Here is a 21651-nt window from a genome sequence, read left to right as displayed (position 1 = left end):
CCGAGTTCCCGCGTCATGTGGTGACCGCGGTCCTCGTCTCCCACGACGGCGCCCGCTGGCTGCCCGACGCGCTCGCCGGGCTGCTCGGCCAGGAGCGCCCCGCCCAGTACGCGGTGGCGGCCGACACCGGCAGCGCGGACGACTCCGCCCGGCTGCTCACCGAGTCCCTCGGCGACGCCAACGTCCTGCACCTCGCCCGCCGCACCGGCTTCGGCCAGGCCGTCGAGGAGGCGACCCGCACCGCGCCCGTCCTCACCCCGGACGACCTGCCGTACCTGAAGCGGCCCAGCGGCTGGGACCCGGTCACCCGCCAGTGGCGCGACGACGCCTACGACATGCCCGAGCTGCCCCACGGCGAACCCGTCCAGTGGCTGTGGCTGCTGCACGACGACTGCGCCCCGGAACCCGACGCCCTGGCCCAGCTGCTCCGGGTCGTCGACAACGAGATGGAGCTGGGCCGCGACGACGTGGCGGTCGTCGGCCCCAAGCTGCGCGGCTGGTACGACCGCCGGCAGCTGCTGGAGGTCGGCGTCACCATCGCCAACTCCGGCCGCCGCTGGACCGGCCTGGACCGCCGTGAGCAGGACCAGGGACAGCACGACCACGTCCGGCCCGTGCTCTCCGTCTCCACCGCCGGCATGCTGATCCGCCGCGACGTCTTCGAGGAACTCGGCGGCTTCGACCGCCGGCTCCCCCTGATGCGCGACGACGTCGACCTGTGCTGGCGCGTGCACAACGCCGGCCACCGCGTCCTGATCGCTCCCGAGGCCGTCGTACGGCACGCCGAGGCCGCCTCCCGCGAGCGCCGCGCCGTCGACTGCGCCGGCCGCACCGCCGCCTCCCCGCACAAGGTCGACAAGGCCGGCGCCGTCTACACCCTGCTCGTCAACACCCGTACGGCCGCACTGCCCTGGATCCTGCTGCGGCTGGTCCTCGGCACCGTGCTGCGCACGATCGCCAATCTCGTCGGCAAGATCCCCGGACAGGCTCTCGACGAGATCCGCGGTCTGCTGGGCACCCTGCTGCGGCCCGAGCGGATCATCGCCGGGCGGCGCAGGCGCGGCCCCTCCCAGCTCGACAAGGGCGAGCTGCGCCCGCTGTTCCCGCCGCCCGGCGCGACCGTGCGGGCCACCGTCGAGCAGGTCGCGGGCAACTTCTTCGGTGCCGACGAGGACCTCTCCGCGGCCGGCCGGCACGGCGGCGCGGTCGAGTCCGGGCCCGGCGGCGACGACGCCGAGTTCCTGGAGATCGAGCAGTTCGCCCGCCTCAAGCGCATCGCCCGCAAACCGGGCCCGGTGCTCTTCCTGGTGCTGCTGCTGTTCTCGCTGATCGCCTGCCGTGCACTGCTCGGCAGTGGCGCGCTCGCGGGCGGCGCCCTGCTGCCCGCCCCGGGCACCGCGGGCGAGCTGTGGTCCGGCTACCTGGACGCCTGGCACGCGGTCGGAGCCGGCGGCACCCCGGCCGCCCCGCCGTATCTCGCGATCGTCGCCTCGCTGGCCTCAGTGCTGTTCGGCTCGACCGGGCTCGCGGTGACCGTGCTGCTGGTCGCCTCGGTGCCGCTGGCCGGGTTCACCGCCTACTTCGCCTCCCGGCCGCTGGTCACCTCCCGCCTGCTGCGCGCCTGGGCGGCCGTCGCCTACGCCTTCCTGCCCGCCGCCACCGGCGCGCTCGCGGGCGGCCGCATCGGCACCGCCGTGCTCGCCGTCCTGCTGCCGCTGATCGCCCGCGCGGGCGTCGCCGCCAGCGGCCTCACCAACGCCTCGGGCGGGCGCGGCAGCTGGCGTGCCACCTGGGCGTACGCGCTGCTGCTGACCATCACCACCGCGTTCACGCCGATCGTCTGGCCGATCGCCCTGGTCCTCGGTGTCGTCGTGCTCGCCGTCCGCCGCTCCGACCTGGTCGCCTCCGGCCTGCGGCTGCTGACCCAGCTCGGCACCCCGCTGCTGGTCCTCGCGCCCTGGTCGCTGACGCTGCTGCCGTTCGGCTTCTTCAAGGAGGCCGGACTGGAGTACGGCTCCTCGGCCGCCTCCGCCCTCGACCTGCTCGGCGCCAGCCCGGGCGGCCCCGGCACGGTCGACGGGCTGATGCTCATCGGCATCGTCCTGGCCGCGCTGGCCGCCCTGCTGCGCTCCGAGCGCCAGTCGGCGGTCCGCTCCGCCTGGGCGGTCGCCCTGGTCGGCCTGGTCTTCGCGGTCCTGTCCAACAAGTCGGCCTGGGCGGGCCCGGCGACCCTCGTCTACGGCATCGCGATCGTCTCCGCCGCCGCGCTCGGCGCCGACGGGGCACGCTCGCGTGTCGCCGAGCAGAGCTTCGGCTGGCGCCAGCCGGTGGCCGCACTGATCGCCTTCGCCTCGGCCGCGGGCCCGCTGCTCCTGGCCGCCGGCTGGATGATCGCGGGCGCCGACGGCCCGGTCGAGCGGCGCGACGCCACCCAGGTGCCCGCGTTCGTCGCCGAGGACAGCTCCACCACCGACCAGGTCCGCACCCTCGTCCTCGACAGCGACAGCACCGCGCGCGTGGACTACATGCTGGTGCGCGGCTCCGGCGCCCGTATGGGAGACGCCGAAGTGACCGCCGCCGACGGCGAGAACGCCAAGCTCGACAAGGTCGTCGCCAACCTGGTCGCCGGCTCCGGCGCCGACCAGGCCGACCAGCTCGGCGGGTTCGCGGTGCGCTACGTCCTCGTCCACAAGGGCGCGCCGCGTGACATCACCCGCGTGCTGGACGCCACGCCCGGCCTGTCCCGGCTGAGCCAGCAGAACGGCAGCGCCCTGTGGCGTGTCGACCAGCAGGTCTCCCGCGCCACCATCGTCTCCGCGAACGGCTCGGGCACCCCCGCCTCCGTCGCCGCCGGAGCCGTCGACATCCACACCACCGTCCCGACCGGCGCCGACGGCCGCATCCTGCGCCTGGCCGACTCGGTCGCACCGGGCTGGACGGCCACCCTGGACGGCAAGCCGCTGACCCGCACCACGGTCGACGGCTGGGCCCAGGGCTTCGAACTCCCCGCCGCCGGCGGAAAGCTGGACGTCACCTACGACACCCCCTTCACCCACACCGTCTGGCTGTGGGTCCAGGGCGCGCTCGCCGTCGTCCTGGTCGTCCTCGCCCTGCCCGGCCGCCGCCGCGACGTCGACGACGACCTCCCCGAGGAGCAGCCGATCCCCGCCCAGCCCGTCGAGGGCGAGGGCCGCCGCGCCCGCCGGCTGCGCGCCCAGGCGGAGTCCGAGGAGGCGGCGACCGCGGAGAACGGCGCCGACTTCCCGGCCGCCGGGGAGGAGCAACTCCCGGTCGCGGTCCCGCAGCAGCCGTCCTACGACGAATGGGATCCCGCGTCCTACCCGGCGGCCGACGGTTACCGAACCGGCTACGCCGACCAGTACCAGGACACCGGCCAGTACCACACGGGCGGCTACGACCAGCAGACGTACGACCCGTACCAGACCGGCCAGTACGACCCGTACGCCTACGGCGAACAGCAGGGGCAGCCGGCGTACGACCCGACGTACCAGCAGGGCTACGACCCCGCCTATGACCCGGCCGCCCAGCACCAGCACGGCACCGGCGGCGAGCACCACGACGGGAGCCAGCAGTGAACCGCACCACCCTGTCCCTGCTCGCCGGTACGGCCGCCCTCGCGGCGGTCACCGGGTTCGCCGCGCTCAACCCGCCTGCCGCCGCACCCGCGCACACCGCCGAGGCGGCCGCCCAGCTGCCCGTGGAGCGCACCACGCTGCTGTGCCCGGCACCGAGCCTGTCCGACATCGCCGACACCTCGTACACCTCGTTCACGCCCGTCACCAAGGGCACCACGAGCGACGGCAAGGCCGAACTCCAGGCGGCCACCGCGCAGTCGGCGGACGGGACGAGCGGCAAGAAGAAGAAGGCGTCCAAGCCCGTCCTCACCCCGAAGGCGCCCGGCACCCCGGCCACCGGGGACACCTCAGGCGCCGACGGGCCCGGCTACGTCGGCACCGCCGAGGGCAGGTACGCCCCCGGCTGGACCGTCCAGGAGACCACCGAGGTCGCCGCGGGCACCGGACGCGGCCTCCAGGGGGTCAACTGCACCTCCGCCGACACCGACTTCTGGTTCCCCGGCGCCAGCACCGCCTCCGGCCGCACCGACTACGTGCACCTCACCAACCCCGACGACAGCGCCGCCGTGGTCGACATCGAGCTGTACGGCAAGGACGGCCAACTCAAGTCCTCGGTGGGGGAGGGCATCACGGTCGCGCCGCACGCCAGCGAGCCGGTCCTGCTGTCCACGCTCAGCGACGAGAAGCAGACCGACCTGACCGTTCATGTGAACGTGCGCAGCGGGCGGGTCGGCGCGAGTGTGCAGGCCCTGGACGACAAGACCGGCGGCGACTGGCTGGCCGCCTCCGCCGACCCCTCGGGCAGCCTGGTGCTGCCGGGCATCCCCAAGGACGCCACGGACGTCCGGCTGATCGCCTTCACCGACGGTGACTCCGACGCCGACCTCAAGGTGCGCCTCGCCTCCCCGGACGGCCTGATCACCCCGGCCGGCAACGAGACGCTGCATGTGAAGGCGGGCATGACCACCGCGACCGACCTCGGCGACGTCACCCGCGGCGAGGCGGGCTCGCTGATCCTCACGCCCACCGACCAGTCCGTCCCGGTGGTGGCCGCGCTGCGTGTCACCCGCGGCAAGAGCGGCAAGCAGGAGACCGCGTACATCCCGGCGACCGCGCCGGTCGGCACCCGCGCGACGTCCGCCGACAACAGCGGCAAGGGCACCACCCTCTCGCTGACCGCCCCCACCGGCACCGCCCAGGTCAAGGTCACGGCGTCGGCGGGCAGCGGCGGCGGCAAGGCGGTGTCCAAGACGTTCACGATCAAGTCCGGCACCACCCAGGACGTCGACGCCCCGGCCCCGTCCGGCCTGAAGGGCACCTACGCGCTGACCGTGGAGCCGATCTCCGGTGGCCCGGTCTACGGCGCCCGCACCCTGGCGGCCACCGAGGAGGGCGTCCCGGGCTTCACGATCCAGACCCTCCCCGACGACCGCGGCACGGTGGCCGTACCGGAGGCGGACCAGGACGTGTCGGTGCTGCAGAAGTAGCCCGTGCCGGCAGCCCGTCCCGGCAGCCCGCGCCGAAGGGACCCGCGCTCACTCCTCGCCGTAGCGGGGGTCCACCGTCTCCGGGGTGAGGCCGAGCAGTTCGGCGACCTGTTCCACGACGACCTCGTGCACGAGCGCGGCCCGCTCGTCACGGCCCTTGGTGCGGATCTCGACCGGCCGCCGGTACACGACCACGCGTGCCCGGCGTCCCTCACGCGCGGGAATGACCCCGCCCAGCGGCACCGCCTCGTCGCTCCAGCTCTCGTCGTGCCGGTCCTGGAGCCGGGGCACTTCGAGCACCAGGAAATCGATGTCGGCCAGCTGGGGCCAGCGCCGCTCCAGGCGCTCCACGGAGTCCTGCACCAGGTCCGCGAACACGTCGGCGCGGCTCGCGGCCAGCGGCACCTGAGGTGGCGCGATCGGCCCGCGCATGCCCCGACCGTGGCGATCGCGTCGACGGGGCCCGGGGCCGGCGGCACGGGGCGGTACACGGTTGTCCATCACTGGTGAAGCGTAGTCCTCGCGGGCTCCGGGCGCGCCGCTCCACGCCTCGACACCGCCCGGGGCGACATGTCGGAGGATGACCATTCCAGCCAAGGTTGGGCTCGTTTCCGTATCTCCACACGACCGGCGGACTCAAGGCAATTGACGGTGTTTGTACCGACTCGTGACCGGATGCGATAGTGTCCGGGAAGGTGGGAGGTGTCGTCCACGCAGGTCAGCGGGGCGTGTCCGGAGAGGTGTGTGGGGCGTTTCACAACGCGACACGGTGGAGTGACCTGGGGGAGAGTCGTCGCGGCCCGCTCAAGAGTGCGGTACCGTCCAACGTCGTGAGCCCTGTACGTCGCTGTTCGCGAACCGCCTGCGGCCGACCCGCCGTCGCGACGCTGACGTACGTCTACGCCGACTCGACCGCGGTCCTCGGCCCGCTCGCCACCTACGCCGAACCCCACTGCTACGACCTGTGCGCCGAGCACTCCGAGCGCCTCACCGCCCCACGCGGCTGGGAGGTCGTCCGGCTCATCGACGGCTCCGCCCCGGCCCGTCCCAGCGGGGACGACCTGGAAGCGCTCGCCAACGCGGTGCGCGAGGCGGCCCGTCCCCAGGAGCGGGCGGCCGAAGCGGGCGGCGGACGCGGCGCGGACCCGATGGAGGTCGCACGGCGCGGCCATCTGCGGGTGCTGCGGTCACCGGACAACTGAGCCGCTCCCTGCCTGGTGGTCCCGGGTTTCCTCCCGCTCCTCCACGTTCGGTCCTTCCCTCTCCGTCCTGTTCGTCGATGCACACCCATTGACGTGTCGTTGTCGCGGACACGACCATTCCGGGTGACCGGCGGGAAATCGCTTTCCGCATGCCGGAATCCGGGGAGGCGCCCGTGTACGTCCAGGAACTGCAACCCCTCGCCGACTCCCTGGGCCTGTCCGCCCTGGTGGCCGCCCTGCCCCTGGTGATCGTCCTGATCCTGCTCGGCGGTGTCCGGGTGAAAGCCCACCTCGCGGGCCTGACGGGCCTTGTGGCGGCCGTACTTGTCGCCCGCCTCGCCTATGGCATGCCGCTCGGCCAGACCCTCTCCAGCGCCGCCCAGGGGGCCGCGTTCGGTCTGTTCCCCATCCTGTGGATCGTCGTCAACGCCCTGTGGGTGTACCGGATGACGGTCCGCACCCGGCACTTCGACATCCTGCGCCGCTCGTTCGGACGGCTCTCCGACGACCCGCGCATCCAGGCCCTGGTGATCGCTTTCTGTTTCGGCGCCCTCCTGGAGGCGCTGGCCGGATTCGGCGCCCCGGTCGCGATCTGCTCGGTGATGCTCGTCGCCCTCGGCTTCGACCCGGTACGCGCCGCCGTGCTCGCCCTGGTCGCCAACACCGCCCCGGTCGCCTTCGGTGCGATGGGCACGCCCGTGGTCACCCTCGCCCAAGTCACCGGACTGCCGCTGGACTCGGTGGCCTCCGTGGTGGGCCGTCAGACCCCGCTGCTGGCCCTGGTGGTGCCCCTGGTGCTGGTCGGCCTCGTCGACGGCACGCGCGGGCTCCGCGAGACCTGGGTGCCCGCCCTGGCGTGCGGAGTCGCCTTCGCCGCCGCCCAGTTCGCCGCCTCCAACTACGTCTCCGCCCAACTCGCCGACATCTGCGCCGCGCTGGCCGGCGCGGCCGCGCTGGTCGCCGTACCGCACGCGCGCGTGCCCGCCGCCGAGGAGGTGCGGGCGGCCGTGCTCACCGGCGCCCGCAGCGCGGACCTCGACGAACCCGACCCGCGCCCCGAAGTCCTGCGCGCCTACGCCCCGTACGCCCTCATCGTCGTCGTCTTCTCCGTCGCCCAGATCCCGCCCGTCAAGGACTGGCTGGCACAGGCGAACCAGGTCTACGACTGGCCCTTCCTGGACGTCGTCAACCCGAACGGCCAACCGGTCGGCGGGAATCTCTTCACCTGGCCGGTGGTGTCGACCGGCGGCACCCTCGTCCTGTTCGCCGGCATCGCCACGGCGGCCGTCCTGCGCGTGCACGCGCGCGTGGCGGTCGCGGAGTGGGCGGCGACGGTACGGGAGTTGAGGTTCGCGATCCTCACCGTGACATCCGTCCTCGCCCTCGCCTACGTCATGAACCTCTCCGGACAGGCGGCCACCATCGGCCAGTTCGTGGCGGCGGCCGGTGCGGGCCTCGCCTTCCTGTCACCGGTCCTCGGCTGGTTCGGCGTCGCGGTCTCCGGCTCCGACACCTCGGCCAACGCGCTCTTCGGCGCCCTTCAGGTGAGCGCCGCGCACGAGTCGGGACTTTCGCCGGAACTCCTGGCGGCCGCCAACAGCTCCGGCGGCGTACTCGGCAAGATGATCTCCCCGCAGAACCTCACGATCGCCTGCGCGGCGGTCGGACTGGAGGGACGGGAGGGGGACCTGCTGCGCAGGGTGCTCCCGTGGAGCCTCGGGCTGCTGCTGGTGATGTGCCTGATCGTGGCGGGGCAGAGCTCACCGGTACTGGGGTGGATGCTGCCGTGACGGGCTGTGCGTGACTGATCTGCGCGTGACTGATCTGCGCGTGACTGACCTGCGCGTGACCGGCTGTGTGGGACCGGCTGTGTGGGACCGGCTGTGTGGGACCGGCTGTGTGGGACCGGCTGTGTGGGACCGGCTGTGTGGGACCGGCTGTGCGGGACCGACCGTGTCCGACCGTGGTGGACCGCATGGGATCGCCGTAGGTCGCCGCAGATCACGGCCGGGAGTCCGCCGGGAGTCCGCCGGGGATCCGACAGCGGATCCCGCGTCCGTGCCTCACCCGGGGCAGGTAGTTTGGGGCGACCGATAGGAATTCAGGAGGGTTGGCCCGTGGTTGCTGATCTGTCGCAGATCGTCAAGGCGTACGACGTGCGCGGGGTGGTGCCGGACCAGTGGGACGAGGCGCTCGCCGAGCTGTTCGGCGCCGCGTTCGTACAGGTGACCGGCGCCGCCGCGATCGTCGTCGGCCACGACATGCGGCCCTCCTCGCCCGGCCTGTCCCGCGCCTTCGCGCGCGGCGCGGCGGCCCGCGGCGTCGACGTGACCGAGATCGGCCTCTGCTCGACCGACCAGCTGTACTACGCCTCGGGCGCATTCGGCCTGCCCGGCGCGATGTTCACGGCCTCGCACAACCCGGCGCAGTACAACGGCATCAAGATGTGCCGCGCGGGAGCCGCTCCGGTGGGCCAGGACACGGGCCTGACGGAGATCCGGGACCTGGCGCAGCGCTGGTCGCAGGAGGGCGCCCCCGAGCCGGCCGCCACGCCCGGAACCATCACCTCCCGCGAGACGTTGTCGGACTACGCGGCCCATCTGCGCTCGCTCGTGGACCTGACCTCCATCCGCCCCCTGAAGGTCGTGGTCGACGCGGGCAACGGGATGGGCGGCCATACGGTCCCGACGGTCTTCGAGGGCCTGCCGCTGACCCTGGTCCCGATGTACTTCGAGCTGGACGGAACCTTCCCGAACCACGAGGCCAACCCGCTCGACCCCGCCAACATCGTGGACCTCCAGCAGCGCGTCCGCGAGGAGTCGGCCGACCTCGGCCTGGCCTTCGACGGCGACGCCGACCGCTGCTTCGTCGTGGACGAGCGCGGCGAGCCGGTCTCCCCGTCGGCGATCACCGCCCTCGTCGCCGTCCGCGAACTCGCCCGGAACGGCGGCAAGGGCACGGTCATCCACAACCTGATCACGTCCTGGACCGTCCCGGAGGTGGTCCTGGAGAACGGCGGCACCCCGGTCCGCACCCGCGTCGGCCACTCGTTCATCAAGGCCGAGATGGCGAGGTCCGGCGCGATCTTCGGCGGCGAGCACTCGGCCCACTACTACTTCAAGGACTTCTGGAACGCGGACACGGGCATGCTGGCCGCCCTGCACGTCCTCGCCGCCCTCGGCGGCCAGACCGGCCCGCTGTCCTCCCTCGTCGCCCAGTACGACCGCTATGTCGGCTCCGGCGAGATCAACTCCACGGTCGCCGACCAGCAGGCCAGCCTCGCGGACATCCGCGCCACCTACGGAGACCGCGACGACACCACCCTGGACGACCTGGACGGGCTCACCGTCACCGCCGCCGACTGGTGGTTCAACGTCCGCCCGTCCAACACGGAACCGCTGCTGCGCCTGAACGCGGAGGCCAGGGACGAGGCGACGATGACGAAGGTACGGGACGAGGTACTGGCGATCATCAGGGGCTGAGATCGGCCCCGCCCACCCCGGCGGCGGTAATCTGACCGCACGCGAACATCCGCTCCCCGCATCCCCGAAGGGAAACCCCATGCCGCTCGAAGCCGGCCTTCTGGAGATCCTCGCCTGCCCGGCCTGCCACGCCCCTCTCAAGGAGCAGGACGCCGAGCTGATCTGCACCGGCCAGGACTGCGGCCTGGCGTACCCCGTCCGCGACGGCATCCCCGTCCTCCTCGTCGACGAGGCCCGCCGCCCCGCGTAAGCAGCACCACCGCGACCACAACCGCACCGCACCAGGACCCCGGCAACCGGAGGCCGCTCCCATGCTCGACGAATCGCTGCTCGACACCCCGGAGGGCCTCGCCGAGGCCGACCGCCGAGGTCTGCTGCGCGGCGCGGCCGAGGCCGGCGCCCGTGTCCGTACCGCGGCCCGGCACGCCATCGAGGCAGGTGTCCAGGAGCTGAAGCCGGACGGCCGCCCGCGCGCCGTCCTGATCGCGGGCCCCGGCGTCGCCGCCACCCACGCCGCCGACCTCCTCGGCTCGCTGGCCGGCCCCGGTAGCCCCGTCATCCGGCTGGCCCCCTCCGGCGTCGCCCCGGCCGCCGGCGCCCTGCGCTGGGAGCTGCCCGGCTGGGCCGGCTCCGTCGACCTGCTGCTGATCGCCACCCCGGACGGCACCGAACCCAGCCTCTCCCTCCTCGCCGACCAGGCCTACCGGCGCGGCTGCTCGGTCGCCGCCGTGGCCCCCGCGGGGACCCCGCTCGCCGAGGCGGTGGCCGGCGCCCACGGCATGTTCGTACCGATGGCGACGGCCCCCTACGACCAGGGCGAGCCGCTCGCCGGTTCCTCTCCGGGCGTCCTGTGGGCGCTGCTCACCCCGCTGCTGGTGCTCCTCGACCGCATCGGCCTGGTCACCGCCCCGCCGGAGGACCTGGAGAAGGTCGCCGACCGCCTCGACCGCATCGCCGAGCGCTGCGGCCCGGCCATCGTGACCTACAGCAACCCCGCCAAGACCCTCGCCTCGGATCTCGCCGACGCGCTCCCGGTGGTCTGGACGGAGGGCGTCTCGGCCGGCCCCGCCGGCCGCCGCTTCGCCGCCGCCCTCGCCGAACTGGCAGGCCGCCCGGCCCTGGTCGCCGAACTCCCCGAGGCCCTGGCGGCCCACCACGCCCTGCTCGCCGGCCCGCTCGCCGCCAGCGCCGACCCCGACGACTTCTTCCGCGACCGCGTGGAGGAGGCCCCCGCGCTGCACGCGCACGTGGTGCTGCTGCGCGACCGCCCCCTCGGCGGACTCACCGCCGCGCCCGCCGCTCGCGAGCTCGCCCTCGGCCACGACACCCCGGTCAGCGAGCTGGAGCCCGAGGAGGGCGACGAGCTGGAGACCCTCGCGGAACTGATCGCCGTCACGGATTTCGCCGCCGTTTACCTGGCGCTCGCTTCGAGAGCCTGAGGTGGACACCGGCACCGGGGCCGCCGTACGAAGGACGACCTGAGGGCCGTACCGGAGGCGAACCGGTGGGGGAACACACGGTGAACACGGCCGCCGTACACCGGCGCACGCGCGCGTACACCGGCGTTCGGGGGACGTGGCCCCGTCGCGGATCCTCGTCACCGTCGTACGACGCGCCCCGCGTCCCTCGCGACCCTGTTCGCTGATCGTCCCGTACGCAGAGAGAACCGGCAGAGAGAAGTCATGGACCGCCTCGACAACACCATCCGCCCCTACGCCTGGGGTTCCCCGACCGCCATTCCGAAGCTGCTCGGGGTCGAGCCGAGCGGCGAGCCGCAGGCGGAGATGTGGATGGGCGCGCACCCGGGCGCCCCCTCGCGCACCGCGCGCGGCACGCTGGTCGAGGTCATCGACGCGAACCCGAAGGCCGAGCTGGGCGAGGCGGCCGTGGCCAAGTTCGGCCCGCGGCTGCCCTTCCTGCTCAAGATCCTCGCCGCCGGCGCCCCGCTCTCCCTCCAGGTGCACCCCAACCTGGAGCAGGCCAGGGAGGGTTACGAGGACGAGGAACGGCGCGGGATCCCGGTCGACGCCCCGGACCGCAACTACAAGGACGCCAACCACAAGCCCGAACTGATCTGCGCGCTCACCGAGTTCGACGGCCTGTGCGGCTTCCGCGCCCCCGAGCAGGCCGCCGAACTCCTCGAGGCCCTCGGCGTCGACTCCCTCAAGCCGTACGTCGACCTGCTGCGCGCCCACCCCGAGGAAGCGGCCCTGCGCGAGGTCCTCACCGCGATCCTCACCGCCGACCGCGAGGAGATGGCCCACACGGTCGCCGAGGCCACGGCCGCCTGCACCCGCCTCGGCGGCGACCACGCGCCCTACGCCGACCTCGCCCACCACTACCCGGGCGACCCCGGCGTGATCGCCGCGATGCTCCTCAACCACGTCCGTCTCCAGCCCGGCGAGGCCCTCTTCCTCGGCGCCGGTATCCCGCACGCCTACCTCAACGGTCTCGGCGTCGAGATCATGGCCAACTCCGACAACGTGCTGCGCTGCGGCCTGACCCCCAAGCACGTCGACGTCCCCGAACTCCTGCGCATCGTCCGCTTCGAGGCGGGCGACGCGGGCGTGCTGCGCCCGGAGGCCGCCCCGGACGGCGAGGAGGTGTACGAGACGCCGATCGACGAGTTCCGGCTCTCCCGCTACGTCCTGCCCGAGGGCACCACGGCCCACGACCTGACCCTGCCGACCCCGCAGATCCTGCTCTGCACTGCCGGCACGGTTCGGGCGGGCGAGTACGACCTGGCCCCCGGCCAGTCGGTGTTCGTCCCCGCGGGCGAAAAGGCGGAGGTCTCGGGCGCGGGCACAGTCTTCCGTGCCACGGTGATCGTCTGAGGGGTCCGTGGTTCCGGATGGGTCGGATTGTCGTACCGGGATTGTGGATACCTGACGAGCCGCTCCCGGGCAGGGCTGCAAGAATGACCCATCCGGCAAAGCACGGGCAAAGACGAGCGCACGCCTGGACGGCGTAGACGGATGACGGCGAGAAGGGACATCGCGGACACATGAGCGCGTCAGGCGGCAACAGGGCGATCGTGGCGGCACTCGGCGCCAACCTCGCGATCGCGGCAGCGAAGTTCGTGGCGTTCGCGTTCAGCGGCTCCTCGTCGATGCTCGCCGAGGGCGTGCACTCGGTCGCCGACTCCGGCAACCAGTTCCTGCTGCTCATCGGCGGCAAGAAGGCCCAGCGCGAGGCGACCCCGCAACACCCCTTCGGCTACGGCCGCGAGCGGTACATCTATGCCTTCCTCGTCTCCATCGTCCTCTTCTCGGTCGGCGGCATGTTCGCCATCTACGAGGGCTACGAGAAGATCAGCCACCCCCACGCAGTCGAACACTGGTACTGGCCGGTGGGCGTCCTGGTCTTCGCGATCATCGCCGAGGGCTTCTCCTTCCGTACGGCCATCAAGGAGTCCAACGAACTGCGGGGCAAGCTGTCCTGGTCGCAGTTCATCCGCCGCGCCAAGGCACCCGAGCTGCCGGTCGTCCTCCTCGAGGACTTCGGCGCCCTCATCGGCCTGGTCCTCGCCCTCGGCGGCGTCGGCCTCGCCCTGCTCACCGGCGACGGCGTCTGGGACGGCATCGGCACGGTCTGCATCGGTGTCCTGCTCGTCCTGATCGCCCTGGTCCTCGCCGCCGAGACCAAGTCCCTTCTTCTCGGCGAGTCCGCGGGCGTCGAGGAGGTCAAGAAGATCGAGGCCGCGATCGTCGACGGCGACACGGTCACCGGCATCATCCACATGCGCACGCTCCACCTCGGCCCTGAGGAACTGCTCGTCGCCGCCAAGATCGCCGTCCGGCACGACGACACGGCCGCCGAGGTCGCCAGGGCCATCAACGCCGCCGAGGCCCGCATCCGCACCGCGGTCCCCATCGCCCGCGTGATCTACCTCGAACCCGACATCTACAGCGAGGCCGAGGCCGCCAAGGGCCCCGACCCCGAAGCCACCCCGGGCGGCCCGACCCCCCACCCCGCCGACCACTGACGCCCCCGGACCGACACAGCGGCGGGCCCGCCTCTTGAGACAGGGGAGCGGGCCCGTGGCCGTCGGGTGCCCTTCGCTGCCGAGCCCGCTCATGCCCGGCTCATCGTGGCCCTGGCTCTGGCCCCGGTTCTGGCTCTGACTCTGACTCTGGCCCAGCGCACGCCGACCATGGGCCCGCCCACCCCGCCCGCCGGGGAAGCGGGCCCGCCGTCATCCGGTCATCCGACCTCGCTCAGCACGCCCAGCACCGCCCGCTCGTCCGGTGCCGCCAGCAGCCGCTCCCGGAACCCGGCGTCCATCAACTTCCGGGACAGCAGCGCGAGTATCCGCAGATGCTCGTCACCGGCGGCCGCCTCCGGTACGGCGATCATGAAGACCAGCCGTGCCTTCGTATTGTCCAGCGAGCCCCACTCGACGCCCTCAGCCGATCGCGCGAACCCGACGACCGGCGCGGTCACCGCATCCGTCTTGGCATGCGGGATCGCGATCTCCTCACCGAGCCCGGTCGTCCCCTGCTCCTCGCGGCGCAGCGCGGTGGCCACCAGCTCCCCGACATCCGCGACCCGGCCACTGCCCGCCAGCAACCCGGCCATCTCCCGGATCGCGTCCTCCTTGCCGTCCGAGTCCAGCCGCACCTTGACGGTCCGTTCGGTCAGATACCCGGAGAGAACCTCGGCCGCGCCGCGTTCAGCCGCATCCGCCGTATCCGCCGCATCCGCCGTACCGGGCGCATCGGGCGCCCCCGGTCGGCCGATCGCGCTCGTCACCCCCGACCGATCAGCCGCATCTGCTGCCGCCGTATCCGCCGTATCCGCCGTATCCGCCGTATCCGGCGTGTCCGTTGCCGTCCCGGCTGTCCTCGCCGTCCGATCGGGCGCACCGCCTGTACCGCCCGCACCGACTGTCACCGGAACCGCAACCCCGCCGGCCAGCGCCCCGACCAGCACGGACCCGGGCATCTCAACCGGTGCGCCCGCGCCTGCACCCGCACCCTCCGCCGGCTCGCCGCCCCTCTTCCGCATGCTCAGGTCGACCAGCGCCACGGTCGTCGTCGCCGTCACCACCGCCCCGATCACGACGGCCACGAAGAACATCGGTACGCCGCTCACCGCGCCCAGCACCGCCACGATCGGCCCGCCGTGCGGCACCGCGTCCTTCACCCCGGCCAGCCCGGCGATCGCACCGGCGACCGCGCCGCCCAGCATGTTGGCCGGGATGACCTGCGCGGGCCGCGCCGCGGCGAACGGGATCGCGCCCTCCGAGATACCGAAGCAGCCCATGAACAGGGAGGCCAGCCCGGTCTCCCGCTGCTGCTCGTCGTACCACCGCTTCCGCATCAGCGTGGCCAGCCCCTGGCCCAACGGCATGACCGGGATCGCGGCGGCGCACATGCCCATCACCGTCTGGTTGCCGGTCGCGATGAGCCCGGCGCCGAAGAGAAAGGCCGTCTTGTTGACCGGCCCGCCCATGTCGAACGCGATCATCAGCCCCAGGATCGCGCCCAGCAGGATCGCGCTCGTGCCCGTCATCCCGCTGAGCCAGCTGGTCAGATGCTCGAAGACCCAGGCGATCGGCTTCCCGATCACGTAGATGAAGAGCAGGCCGAGCGCCGTCGTCGCCACGATCGGGATCACGATGATCGGCATGATCGGCTGGACGAACTTCGGGACCTTGACCCTCTTGATCCACAGCACCAGATATCCGGCCAGGAACCCGGTCACGATCGCCCCGATGAACCCCGCGCCCGCCTTCGAGTCGTACAGCGACCCGGTGTTGGCGATCCAGCCGCCGATCATGCCCGGCACCAGCGCGGGCCGGTCGCCGATGGCGTACGCGATGTACCCGGAGAGGATCGGCACCATCAGCGTGAAGCCGATGACACCGATGTTGTTCACGTCCATCCAGAAGGAGTCCTTCGGGATGACGAGCCCGCCCGACGGGTCCGGGTTCCCGCCCAGCGAGAGCGAGATCGCGATCAGCAACCCGCCGACCACGACGAACGGGATCATGTAACTGACGCCGTTCATCAGTGCCTTGTACGCGACGCTCCGCTCCGTGCCACTGCTCGCTGCCGAGTCCGCGTCCGAACCCCCGGGCTGGTGCACGGGCGCCGACCGAACCCGTTCGATCAACTGCTCGGGATGGCGGATGCCCTCGGCCACCCCGACCTTGAGCACCCGCTTGCCGACGAAGCGGCTCAGATCCACGTCCTTGTCGGCGGCGACGATGACACCGTCCGCGGTCCTGACATCGTTGTCATCCAATACGTTCTCGGCCCCGATGGAGCCCTGCGTCTCCACCTTCATCTCGACACCGCGGCTCTGAGCGGCCTGCGCGAGCTTCTCCGCGGCCATGTAGGTGTGTGCGATACCCGTCGGGCACGCGGTCACCGCCAGCAGCTTCAACGTCTTCGGCTCGTCACCGTGGCTGCCCGTGGGGGGAGGGCCGGCCGGACTGGTCACGTCGATCTCCTAACGCCTTCGTCACACGAAACGCCGTCCCGGACGCTCCGCGCGCTCGATCGGAACTCCCGATCACCCTGCATCCTGCAACACCCCCACCCTGGATCAAAGGAGCGAAAGTCCTGGTTGATCCCCTTCTGGCCGCTCCTGTGCACCCCCTCGCGGAGACCCTCATCACCTCTTCACATCCCACCCCGCCGACCGTGCTCGCCCCGTCGAACGGCGTGAACTGTTCGGAGGCGGACTGGGGACGTCCGCCCTACCGGTGTAGCTTGGGACGGAGCCAGACGTCGCTGCTGATGGCGGTCGGGCGGTCCCCTGCGGGCCGGCCGAGGGAGAGAGGGCCTCCGACGGACTGCGCTGCGCGTACGTGGGCATGCCTGTGTCCTCTTCTCGGGCACCCCTGTGTCCGCCGCCGCGCAGACCAGCCGTACCCACCCTCGACCCGATACCGAGGAGCAGCTCGCAATGACGACTGTCGACAACCGACAGGACTTCAAGGTCGCCGACCTCTCCCTGGCCGACTTCGGCCGCAAGGAGATCACCCTCGCCGAGCACGAGATGCCCGGCCTGATGGCGATCCGTAAGGAGTACGCCGACGCGCAGCCGCTGGCCGGCGCCCGCGTCACCGGTTCCCTGCACATGACCGTGCAGACCGCCGTCCTCATCGAGACCCTGGTCGCCCTCGGCGCCGAGGTCCGCTGGGCGTCCTGCAACATCTTCTCCACCCAGGACCACGCGGCCGCCGCCATCGCCGTCGGCCCGAACGGCACGCCCGACAACCCGCAGGGCGTCCCCGTCTTCGCCTGGAAGGGCGAGACGCTCGAGGAGTACTGGTGGTGCACGGAGCAGGCACTGACCTGGCCGAACACCCCCACTGGCGGCCCGAACATGATCCTGGACGACGGTGGTGACGCCACCCTCCTCGTCCACAAGGGCGTCGAGTACGAGAAGGACGGCAAGGTGCCGTCCGTCGACACCGCCGAGTCCGACGAACACCGCGTCATCCTCGAACTCCTGCACCGCACCATCACGGACGGCTCGCAGAAGTGGACCCAGCTGGCGTCCGAGATCCGCGGCGTCACCGAGGAGACCACGACCGGCGTCCACCGCCTGTACGAGATGCAGCGCGACGGCGAGCTCCTGTTTCCGGCGATCAACGTCAACGACGCCGTCACCAAGTCGAAGTTCGACAACAAGTACGGCTGCCGCCACTCCCTCATCGACGGCATCAACCGCGCCACCGACGTCCTGATCGGCGGCAAGACCGCGGTCGTCTGCGGCTACGGCGACGTGGGCAAGGGCTGCGCGGAGTCCCTGCGCGGACAGGGCGCCCGGGTGATCATCACCGAGATCGACCCGATCTGCGCCCTCCAGGCCGCGATGGACGGCTACCAGGTCACGACCCTCGATGAGGTCATCGACAAGGCCGACATCTTCGTCACCACGACCGGCAACAAGGACATCATCATGGCCTCCGACATGGCCAAGATGAAGCACCAGGCCATCGTCGGCAACATCGGTCACTTCGACAACGAGATCGACATGGCCGGCCTCGCCAAGATCCCCGGCATCGTCAAGGACGAGGTCAAGCCGCAGGTCCACACCTGGAAGTTCCCCGACGGCAAGGTCCTCATCGTGCTGTCCGAGGGCCGTCTGCTGAACCTGGGCAACGCCACCGGTCACCCGTCGTTCGTGATGTCCAACTCCTTCGCGGACCAGACCCTGGCCCAGATCGAGCTGTTCACCAAGCCCGACGAGTACCCGGTCGGCGTCTACACGCTGCCCAAGCACCTCGACGAGAAGGTCGCCCGCCTGCACCTGGACGCGCTCGGCGTGAAGCTCACGACGCTGCGCCCCGAGCAGGCCTCGTACATCGGCGTGAAGGTCGAGGGCCCGTACAAGTCGGACCACTACCGCTACTGAGGTACCGCTGTTGAGGTACCGCAACTGAGGTGCCTCGGCTGACTCCGCGGTCCGCCCTCCGGGAGAGCACGCCAGTGCACTGGCGTGCTCTCCCGGAGGGAGACGCTCCGGTCCATCGAGGCAGGCCCCCGCACCCCCGTGTCGGGGGCTTGCCCCTTTGGCACGTCGGCCCACCCCCGCGGCCGTACCGCAGGACCGAGCACCGGACCGGCAGCCCGCTAAGACCCAGGACCCCCATGCCCCGCGGCCGTTATTCGCTCCACGATCCGCACGATCACACCCCCCTCGGCGAAGAACACTTCCAGTGCGCCCCCGGCCCCTCCGGCTGGCGTTATGTCTCCCAGGTGACCACCCCCTCCGGTGACCACGGCGGCTCGGTGGATCTCGCCCTCGACGACCTCGGCCGCCCCATCCGCCTCGAACTGCACGCCGGGAGCTGGCAGGTGCGAGGCGCCGCCCTCGACGGCGTCACCTGGGTCCGCACGGACCCGACCGGCACTCATGCCACCGAAGGCCATGTGCGCGCCCACGCCTTCACCGGCACGTCCCCCGCGTTTCTGGTCGCCACCGCCCGTCTCCTGCGCCTCACCCCTTCCGCCGCCGCGACCCGCGTACGCCTCGTGGCCTTCACGGACCCCGTCCTCGCCCCGCGCACCGTGGACCAGTCCTGGGCCTTGGTGAAAAGCGAAGCACACGCCACTGACAACGGCCCTCTGACCGTGGACGAATACCAGGTCACAGCCCTGGACACGGGAGAACAGCACGTCGTGCACCTGGCCGGCGACGTGGTCCTGGCGGCACCCGGAATCGAGCTGGAGGACCTGCGGTCGCCGCCGTCCGTCTTCACCGACTGACCGGACTTCGGCTTCGGGCCTAGGCCGGCGGCACGAACCCGGTGGAGGGCCGTTCGGTCGCCGGGGAAGCGGCGGGTGCGGGAGCCGGAGGCTGTTCCACCGGCGGAGGCGGGGGATACGTACCGGCCGGCGCCGTCGGCCCGGGCCGGTACGGAGCCGACAGAGGCGCGGGACCCTGAGGCACCGAAGGGGCGTAGCTGTTCGGCGCACTCGGCACCGGAGGGGCGTAGCCGTGGGGCGCGCCCGGCGTCGAGGGGACGCCGTACGCATAGGGAGCACCCGGCGTCTGCGGGCCGTACGCGCCCGGCGTACCGGACTCCGAGGGGGCGCGGCCGACGAAGGTCCGCCGGGCCTCCCGCGCCTGCCGCTCCTGTGCCACCGCCGCCAGAAACGCCGCCGGCGGAATGCCCTGCGGTGCCGGAGTCCCCGTCCGGGCCGCGAGGTCGGCCGCGAGCTGCTCGGCCATCGTCCAGGAGACCTGCGGATCGAGCTGCTGCATCCGCGTCAGGTACTGCCGGACGGCAAGCCACAGCCCGTCCGGAACGGCCGACAGATCCAGCTCGGTGAAACGTCCCGCCAGCCAGGGCGGAGGCGGCGGAATGAATCGGGTCTGCCCGACGGGCACCCGCTCACGTACGACCAGAGTCCCCGCGAACACATCTCCCAACCGCCGGCCGCGTGCCGAGACCAGCGAGGCGATACAGGCGACGACCCCGAACGTCATCAGGATCTCGATCACGCCGAGAGCACCACGCACCAACGCATGCCGGAACCGGATGGGCCCGCCGTCATCGCGCACCACACGCAGTCCGCACGCCATCTTCCCCAGCGAGCGCCCATGGCTCAGCGTCTCCACCGCGATCGGCCCGCCCACCAGCACCAACAGGAAGGCCGCGAGCGACAGTGCGACCTGCGCGGCCTCGTCCAGCGAGGCCGTGCCCGCCACCAGGCCTATGGACACACCGATGTACACGGTCATGGCCACGACCAGGTCCAGCAGTATGGCCAGCGCCCTGCTGGGCAGCCTCGCGGGACGCAGTTCGAGCGCCACCGCCTCACCTGTCACCAGCTCACTCACGCCTGCCGCCTTCCCCTGGTCTGCCCCGTACAGCGCAAGTCTGCCAAGCTGAGAGCGCATCGCGCCGCAGTACGACAAGCTGACAGCTACGACAGGCAGTCGACGACCAGCCGAGGAGCAGGCAGACCCGATGGACCTCGACGTCTTCGCCTCCGCACACCGAGCCGAGTGGGACCGCCTCGACGTGCTCCTCCGCCGCCAGCGACGCCTCAACGGAGCCGAAGCCGACGAACTCGTCGCTCTCTACCAGCGCACCGCCACCCACCTGTCCCTGATCCAGTCCAGCGCACCCGACCCACAGCTCGTCGGACGCCTCAGCCAACTCGTGGCACGCGCGCGTAGCGCTGTGACCGGGGCCCGCCGCGCCTCCTGGCGCGATGTCGCCCGCTTCCTGGGACAGGGATTTCCGGCCGCCGTCTACCGGTGCCGCCACTGGTGGGTCCCCACCGCGCTCATATCCACCGCCATCGCGATCCTTCTGGGCTGGTGGATCGGCACCCACCCGGACGTGCAGTCGACCATCGCCGCCCCCAGCCAGCTCCGCGAGCTGACCCGTCCTGGTGGTGAGTACGAGACCTACTACTCCAGCCATCCCGCGGCCTCGTTCGCCGCCCAGGTGTGGACGAACAACGCCGAGGCCGCCGCGATGTGCCTGGTCCTGGGGGTCTTTCTCGGCCTCCCGGTCCTCTACATCCTCTTCGAGAACATGCTCAACCTGGGCGTCGGCTTCGGCCTGATGTCCTCGGCCGGCCGCCTCGACGCCTTCCTGGGGCTGGTCCTCCCGCACGGGCTGCTCGAACTCACCGCGGTCTTCGTCGCCGCGGGAACCGGGCTCCGCCTCGGATGGACCCTCATAGACCCGGGCCCGCGCAGTCGCCGTATCGCCCTGGCCGAAGAGGGCCGCGCCGCCGTGGGTATGGCGATCGGGCTGGCCCTGGTCCTGTTCGTCTCCGGCGCCATCGAAGGCTTCGTCACCCCGTCGGGCCTGCCTACCTGGGCCCGCATAGGCATCGGAGTCGTCGCTGAGCTGGCCTTCCTCGCCTACGTCTTCGTCCTCGGCGGCCGTGCCGCCCGCGCCGGCGAGACGGGCGACCTCGAGGAGAACGAGCGCAGCGCCTTCGTCCCGACGGCCGCCTGATGTGCGGAGACCCCTCGTGAGCTGCTAGTCTCCTCTTCGCCCCGGAAGACCTGTTGACACAGGTCCGGCGGGGAGGTAGATTCAAACAGTTGCCTAGAACTGGACAGGTTCAGGGCTGATCGTTAGAATCAATCTGCTTCATAACGGAGACTTCTCTCCGAACATCGAAGCCACCTCCGATTTACTCAGAAACGAGTGTCCGGTCAGACCGGCCAAGAACTTCTGATAAAGTCGGAAACGCCGAAAGAGAGCCGGAAGGCGATCGAATAGGCAAAGGCCCTCCAACGGCCACCGGAAATGAATTCCGACCGGAAACGGAACGGAAAGCGGATCTGGTAAGGTTGGAAACACCGAAGGGAAGCCCGGAGGAAAGCCCGAGAGGGTGAGTACAAAGGAAGCGACCGTTCCTTGAGAACTCAACAGCGTGCCAAAAGTCAACGC

16 protein-coding genes are annotated in these 21651 nt (G+C 71.6%); 12 read left to right on the top strand and 4 right to left on the bottom strand.

The window, feature by feature from the left end; all coding sequences use genetic code 11:
* Positions 1-17: 17 nt before the first annotated feature.
* Both AB0D59_RS26035 and AB0D59_RS26030 read left to right on the top strand, forming a co-directional pair.
* The gene (locus AB0D59_RS26035) at positions 18-3596 is read left to right on the top strand and encodes a glycosyltransferase (protein WP_362570315.1); all 3579 of its coding nucleotides are present in this window, start codon (positions 18-20) and stop codon (positions 3594-3596) included.
* Entirely contained in the window at positions 3593-5083 is a 1491-nt protein-coding gene (locus AB0D59_RS26030) for a DUF5719 family protein (RefSeq protein ID WP_362569829.1), read from the top strand. The genes AB0D59_RS26035 and AB0D59_RS26030 overlap by 4 nt, the downstream gene beginning before the upstream one ends.
* 48 nt (positions 5084-5131) lie before the next feature.
* Here the strand turns inward: AB0D59_RS26030 and AB0D59_RS26025 are convergent, their stop codons facing one another.
* Positions 5132-5584 carry a metallopeptidase family protein gene (locus AB0D59_RS26025; RefSeq protein WP_351706832.1) on the bottom strand — a complete coding sequence of 151 codons (453 nt, stop codon included), beginning with the start codon at positions 5582-5584 and terminating at the stop codon, positions 5132-5134.
* A gap of 278 nt (positions 5585-5862) precedes the next feature.
* On the opposite strand from AB0D59_RS26025, the gene AB0D59_RS26020 reads away from it, so the two are divergent.
* The 7 genes from AB0D59_RS26020 to AB0D59_RS25990 all read left to right on the top strand — a co-directional run bounded on the left by AB0D59_RS26020 (position 5863) and on the right by AB0D59_RS25990 (position 13752).
* The gene (locus AB0D59_RS26020) at positions 5863-6285 is read left to right on the top strand and encodes a DUF3499 domain-containing protein (RefSeq protein ID WP_351706829.1); all 423 of its coding nucleotides are present in this window, start codon (positions 5863-5865) and stop codon (positions 6283-6285) included.
* A 173-nt stretch (positions 6286-6458) separates the two neighbouring features.
* Positions 6459-8075, top strand: coding sequence for an L-lactate permease (locus AB0D59_RS26015; protein ID WP_362570312.1), 1617 nt, complete (start codon positions 6459-6461; stop codon positions 8073-8075).
* Between the two features lie 327 nt (positions 8076-8402).
* Complete coding sequence (locus AB0D59_RS26010) at positions 8403-9767, top strand: phosphomannomutase/phosphoglucomutase (protein WP_362569826.1); 1365 nt, start codon at positions 8403-8405, stop codon at positions 9765-9767.
* Between the two features lie 79 nt (positions 9768-9846).
* Positions 9847-10017: a Trm112 family protein gene (locus tag AB0D59_RS26005; RefSeq protein WP_020940431.1), complete on the top strand. Its 171-nt coding sequence runs from the start codon at positions 9847-9849 to the stop codon at positions 10015-10017.
* A 61-nt stretch (positions 10018-10078) separates the two neighbouring features.
* Positions 10079-11206: an SIS domain-containing protein gene (locus AB0D59_RS26000; protein WP_362569823.1), complete on the top strand. Its 1128-nt coding sequence runs from the start codon at positions 10079-10081 to the stop codon at positions 11204-11206.
* Between the two features lie 243 nt (positions 11207-11449).
* Positions 11450-12601 (top strand): mannose-6-phosphate isomerase, class I, encoded by a 1152-nt coding sequence (gene manA / locus AB0D59_RS25995; RefSeq protein ID WP_362569820.1) that lies wholly within the window; start codon positions 11450-11452, stop codon positions 12599-12601.
* A gap of 170 nt (positions 12602-12771) precedes the next feature.
* Positions 12772-13752 carry a cation diffusion facilitator family transporter gene (locus tag AB0D59_RS25990; protein WP_362569817.1) on the top strand — a complete coding sequence of 327 codons (981 nt, stop codon included), beginning with the start codon at positions 12772-12774 and terminating at the stop codon, positions 13750-13752.
* A gap of 218 nt (positions 13753-13970) precedes the next feature.
* Here the strand turns inward: AB0D59_RS25990 and AB0D59_RS25985 are convergent, their stop codons facing one another.
* Positions 13971-16214 (bottom strand): fructose-specific PTS transporter subunit EIIC, encoded by a 2244-nt coding sequence (locus tag AB0D59_RS25985; protein WP_362569814.1) that lies wholly within the window; start codon positions 16212-16214, stop codon positions 13971-13973.
* Positions 16215-16682: 468 nt separating this feature from the next.
* Here AB0D59_RS25985 and ahcY point away from each other — a divergent pair, with 468 nt between their 5' ends.
* Positions 16683-18140 carry an adenosylhomocysteinase gene (ahcY, locus tag AB0D59_RS25980; RefSeq protein WP_362569811.1) on the top strand — a complete coding sequence of 486 codons (1458 nt, stop codon included), beginning with the start codon at positions 16683-16685 and terminating at the stop codon, positions 18138-18140.
* A gap of 236 nt (positions 18141-18376) precedes the next feature.
* Positions 18377-18994, top strand: a complete 618-nt coding sequence (locus AB0D59_RS25975; protein WP_362569808.1) for a hypothetical protein — start codon at positions 18377-18379, stop codon at positions 18992-18994.
* A 19-nt stretch (positions 18995-19013) separates the two neighbouring features.
* Here AB0D59_RS25975 and AB0D59_RS25970 read toward each other — a convergent pair whose 3' ends face one another.
* Positions 19014-20072: an RDD family protein gene (locus AB0D59_RS25970; protein ID WP_362569805.1), complete on the bottom strand. Its 1059-nt coding sequence runs from the start codon at positions 20070-20072 to the stop codon at positions 19014-19016.
* 130 nt (positions 20073-20202) lie between these two features.
* Between AB0D59_RS25970 and AB0D59_RS25965 the strand changes: the two genes are divergently transcribed.
* Positions 20203-21210 carry a stage II sporulation protein M gene (locus AB0D59_RS25965; protein WP_362569802.1) on the top strand — a complete coding sequence of 336 codons (1008 nt, stop codon included), beginning with the start codon at positions 20203-20205 and terminating at the stop codon, positions 21208-21210.
* Positions 21211-21348: 138 nt separating this feature from the next.
* Here the strand turns inward: AB0D59_RS25965 and AB0D59_RS25960 are convergent.
* The coding region (locus tag AB0D59_RS25960) for a hypothetical protein (RefSeq protein WP_362569799.1) at positions 21349-21651 on the bottom strand (303 nt) is incomplete at its 5' end.

The organism is Streptomyces sp. NPDC048417 (genome assembly GCF_040651615.1).
Taxonomy (GTDB): Bacteria; Actinomycetota; Actinomycetes; order Streptomycetales; family Streptomycetaceae; genus Streptomyces.
This window is presented reverse-complemented; position numbering and strand designations above follow the sequence as displayed.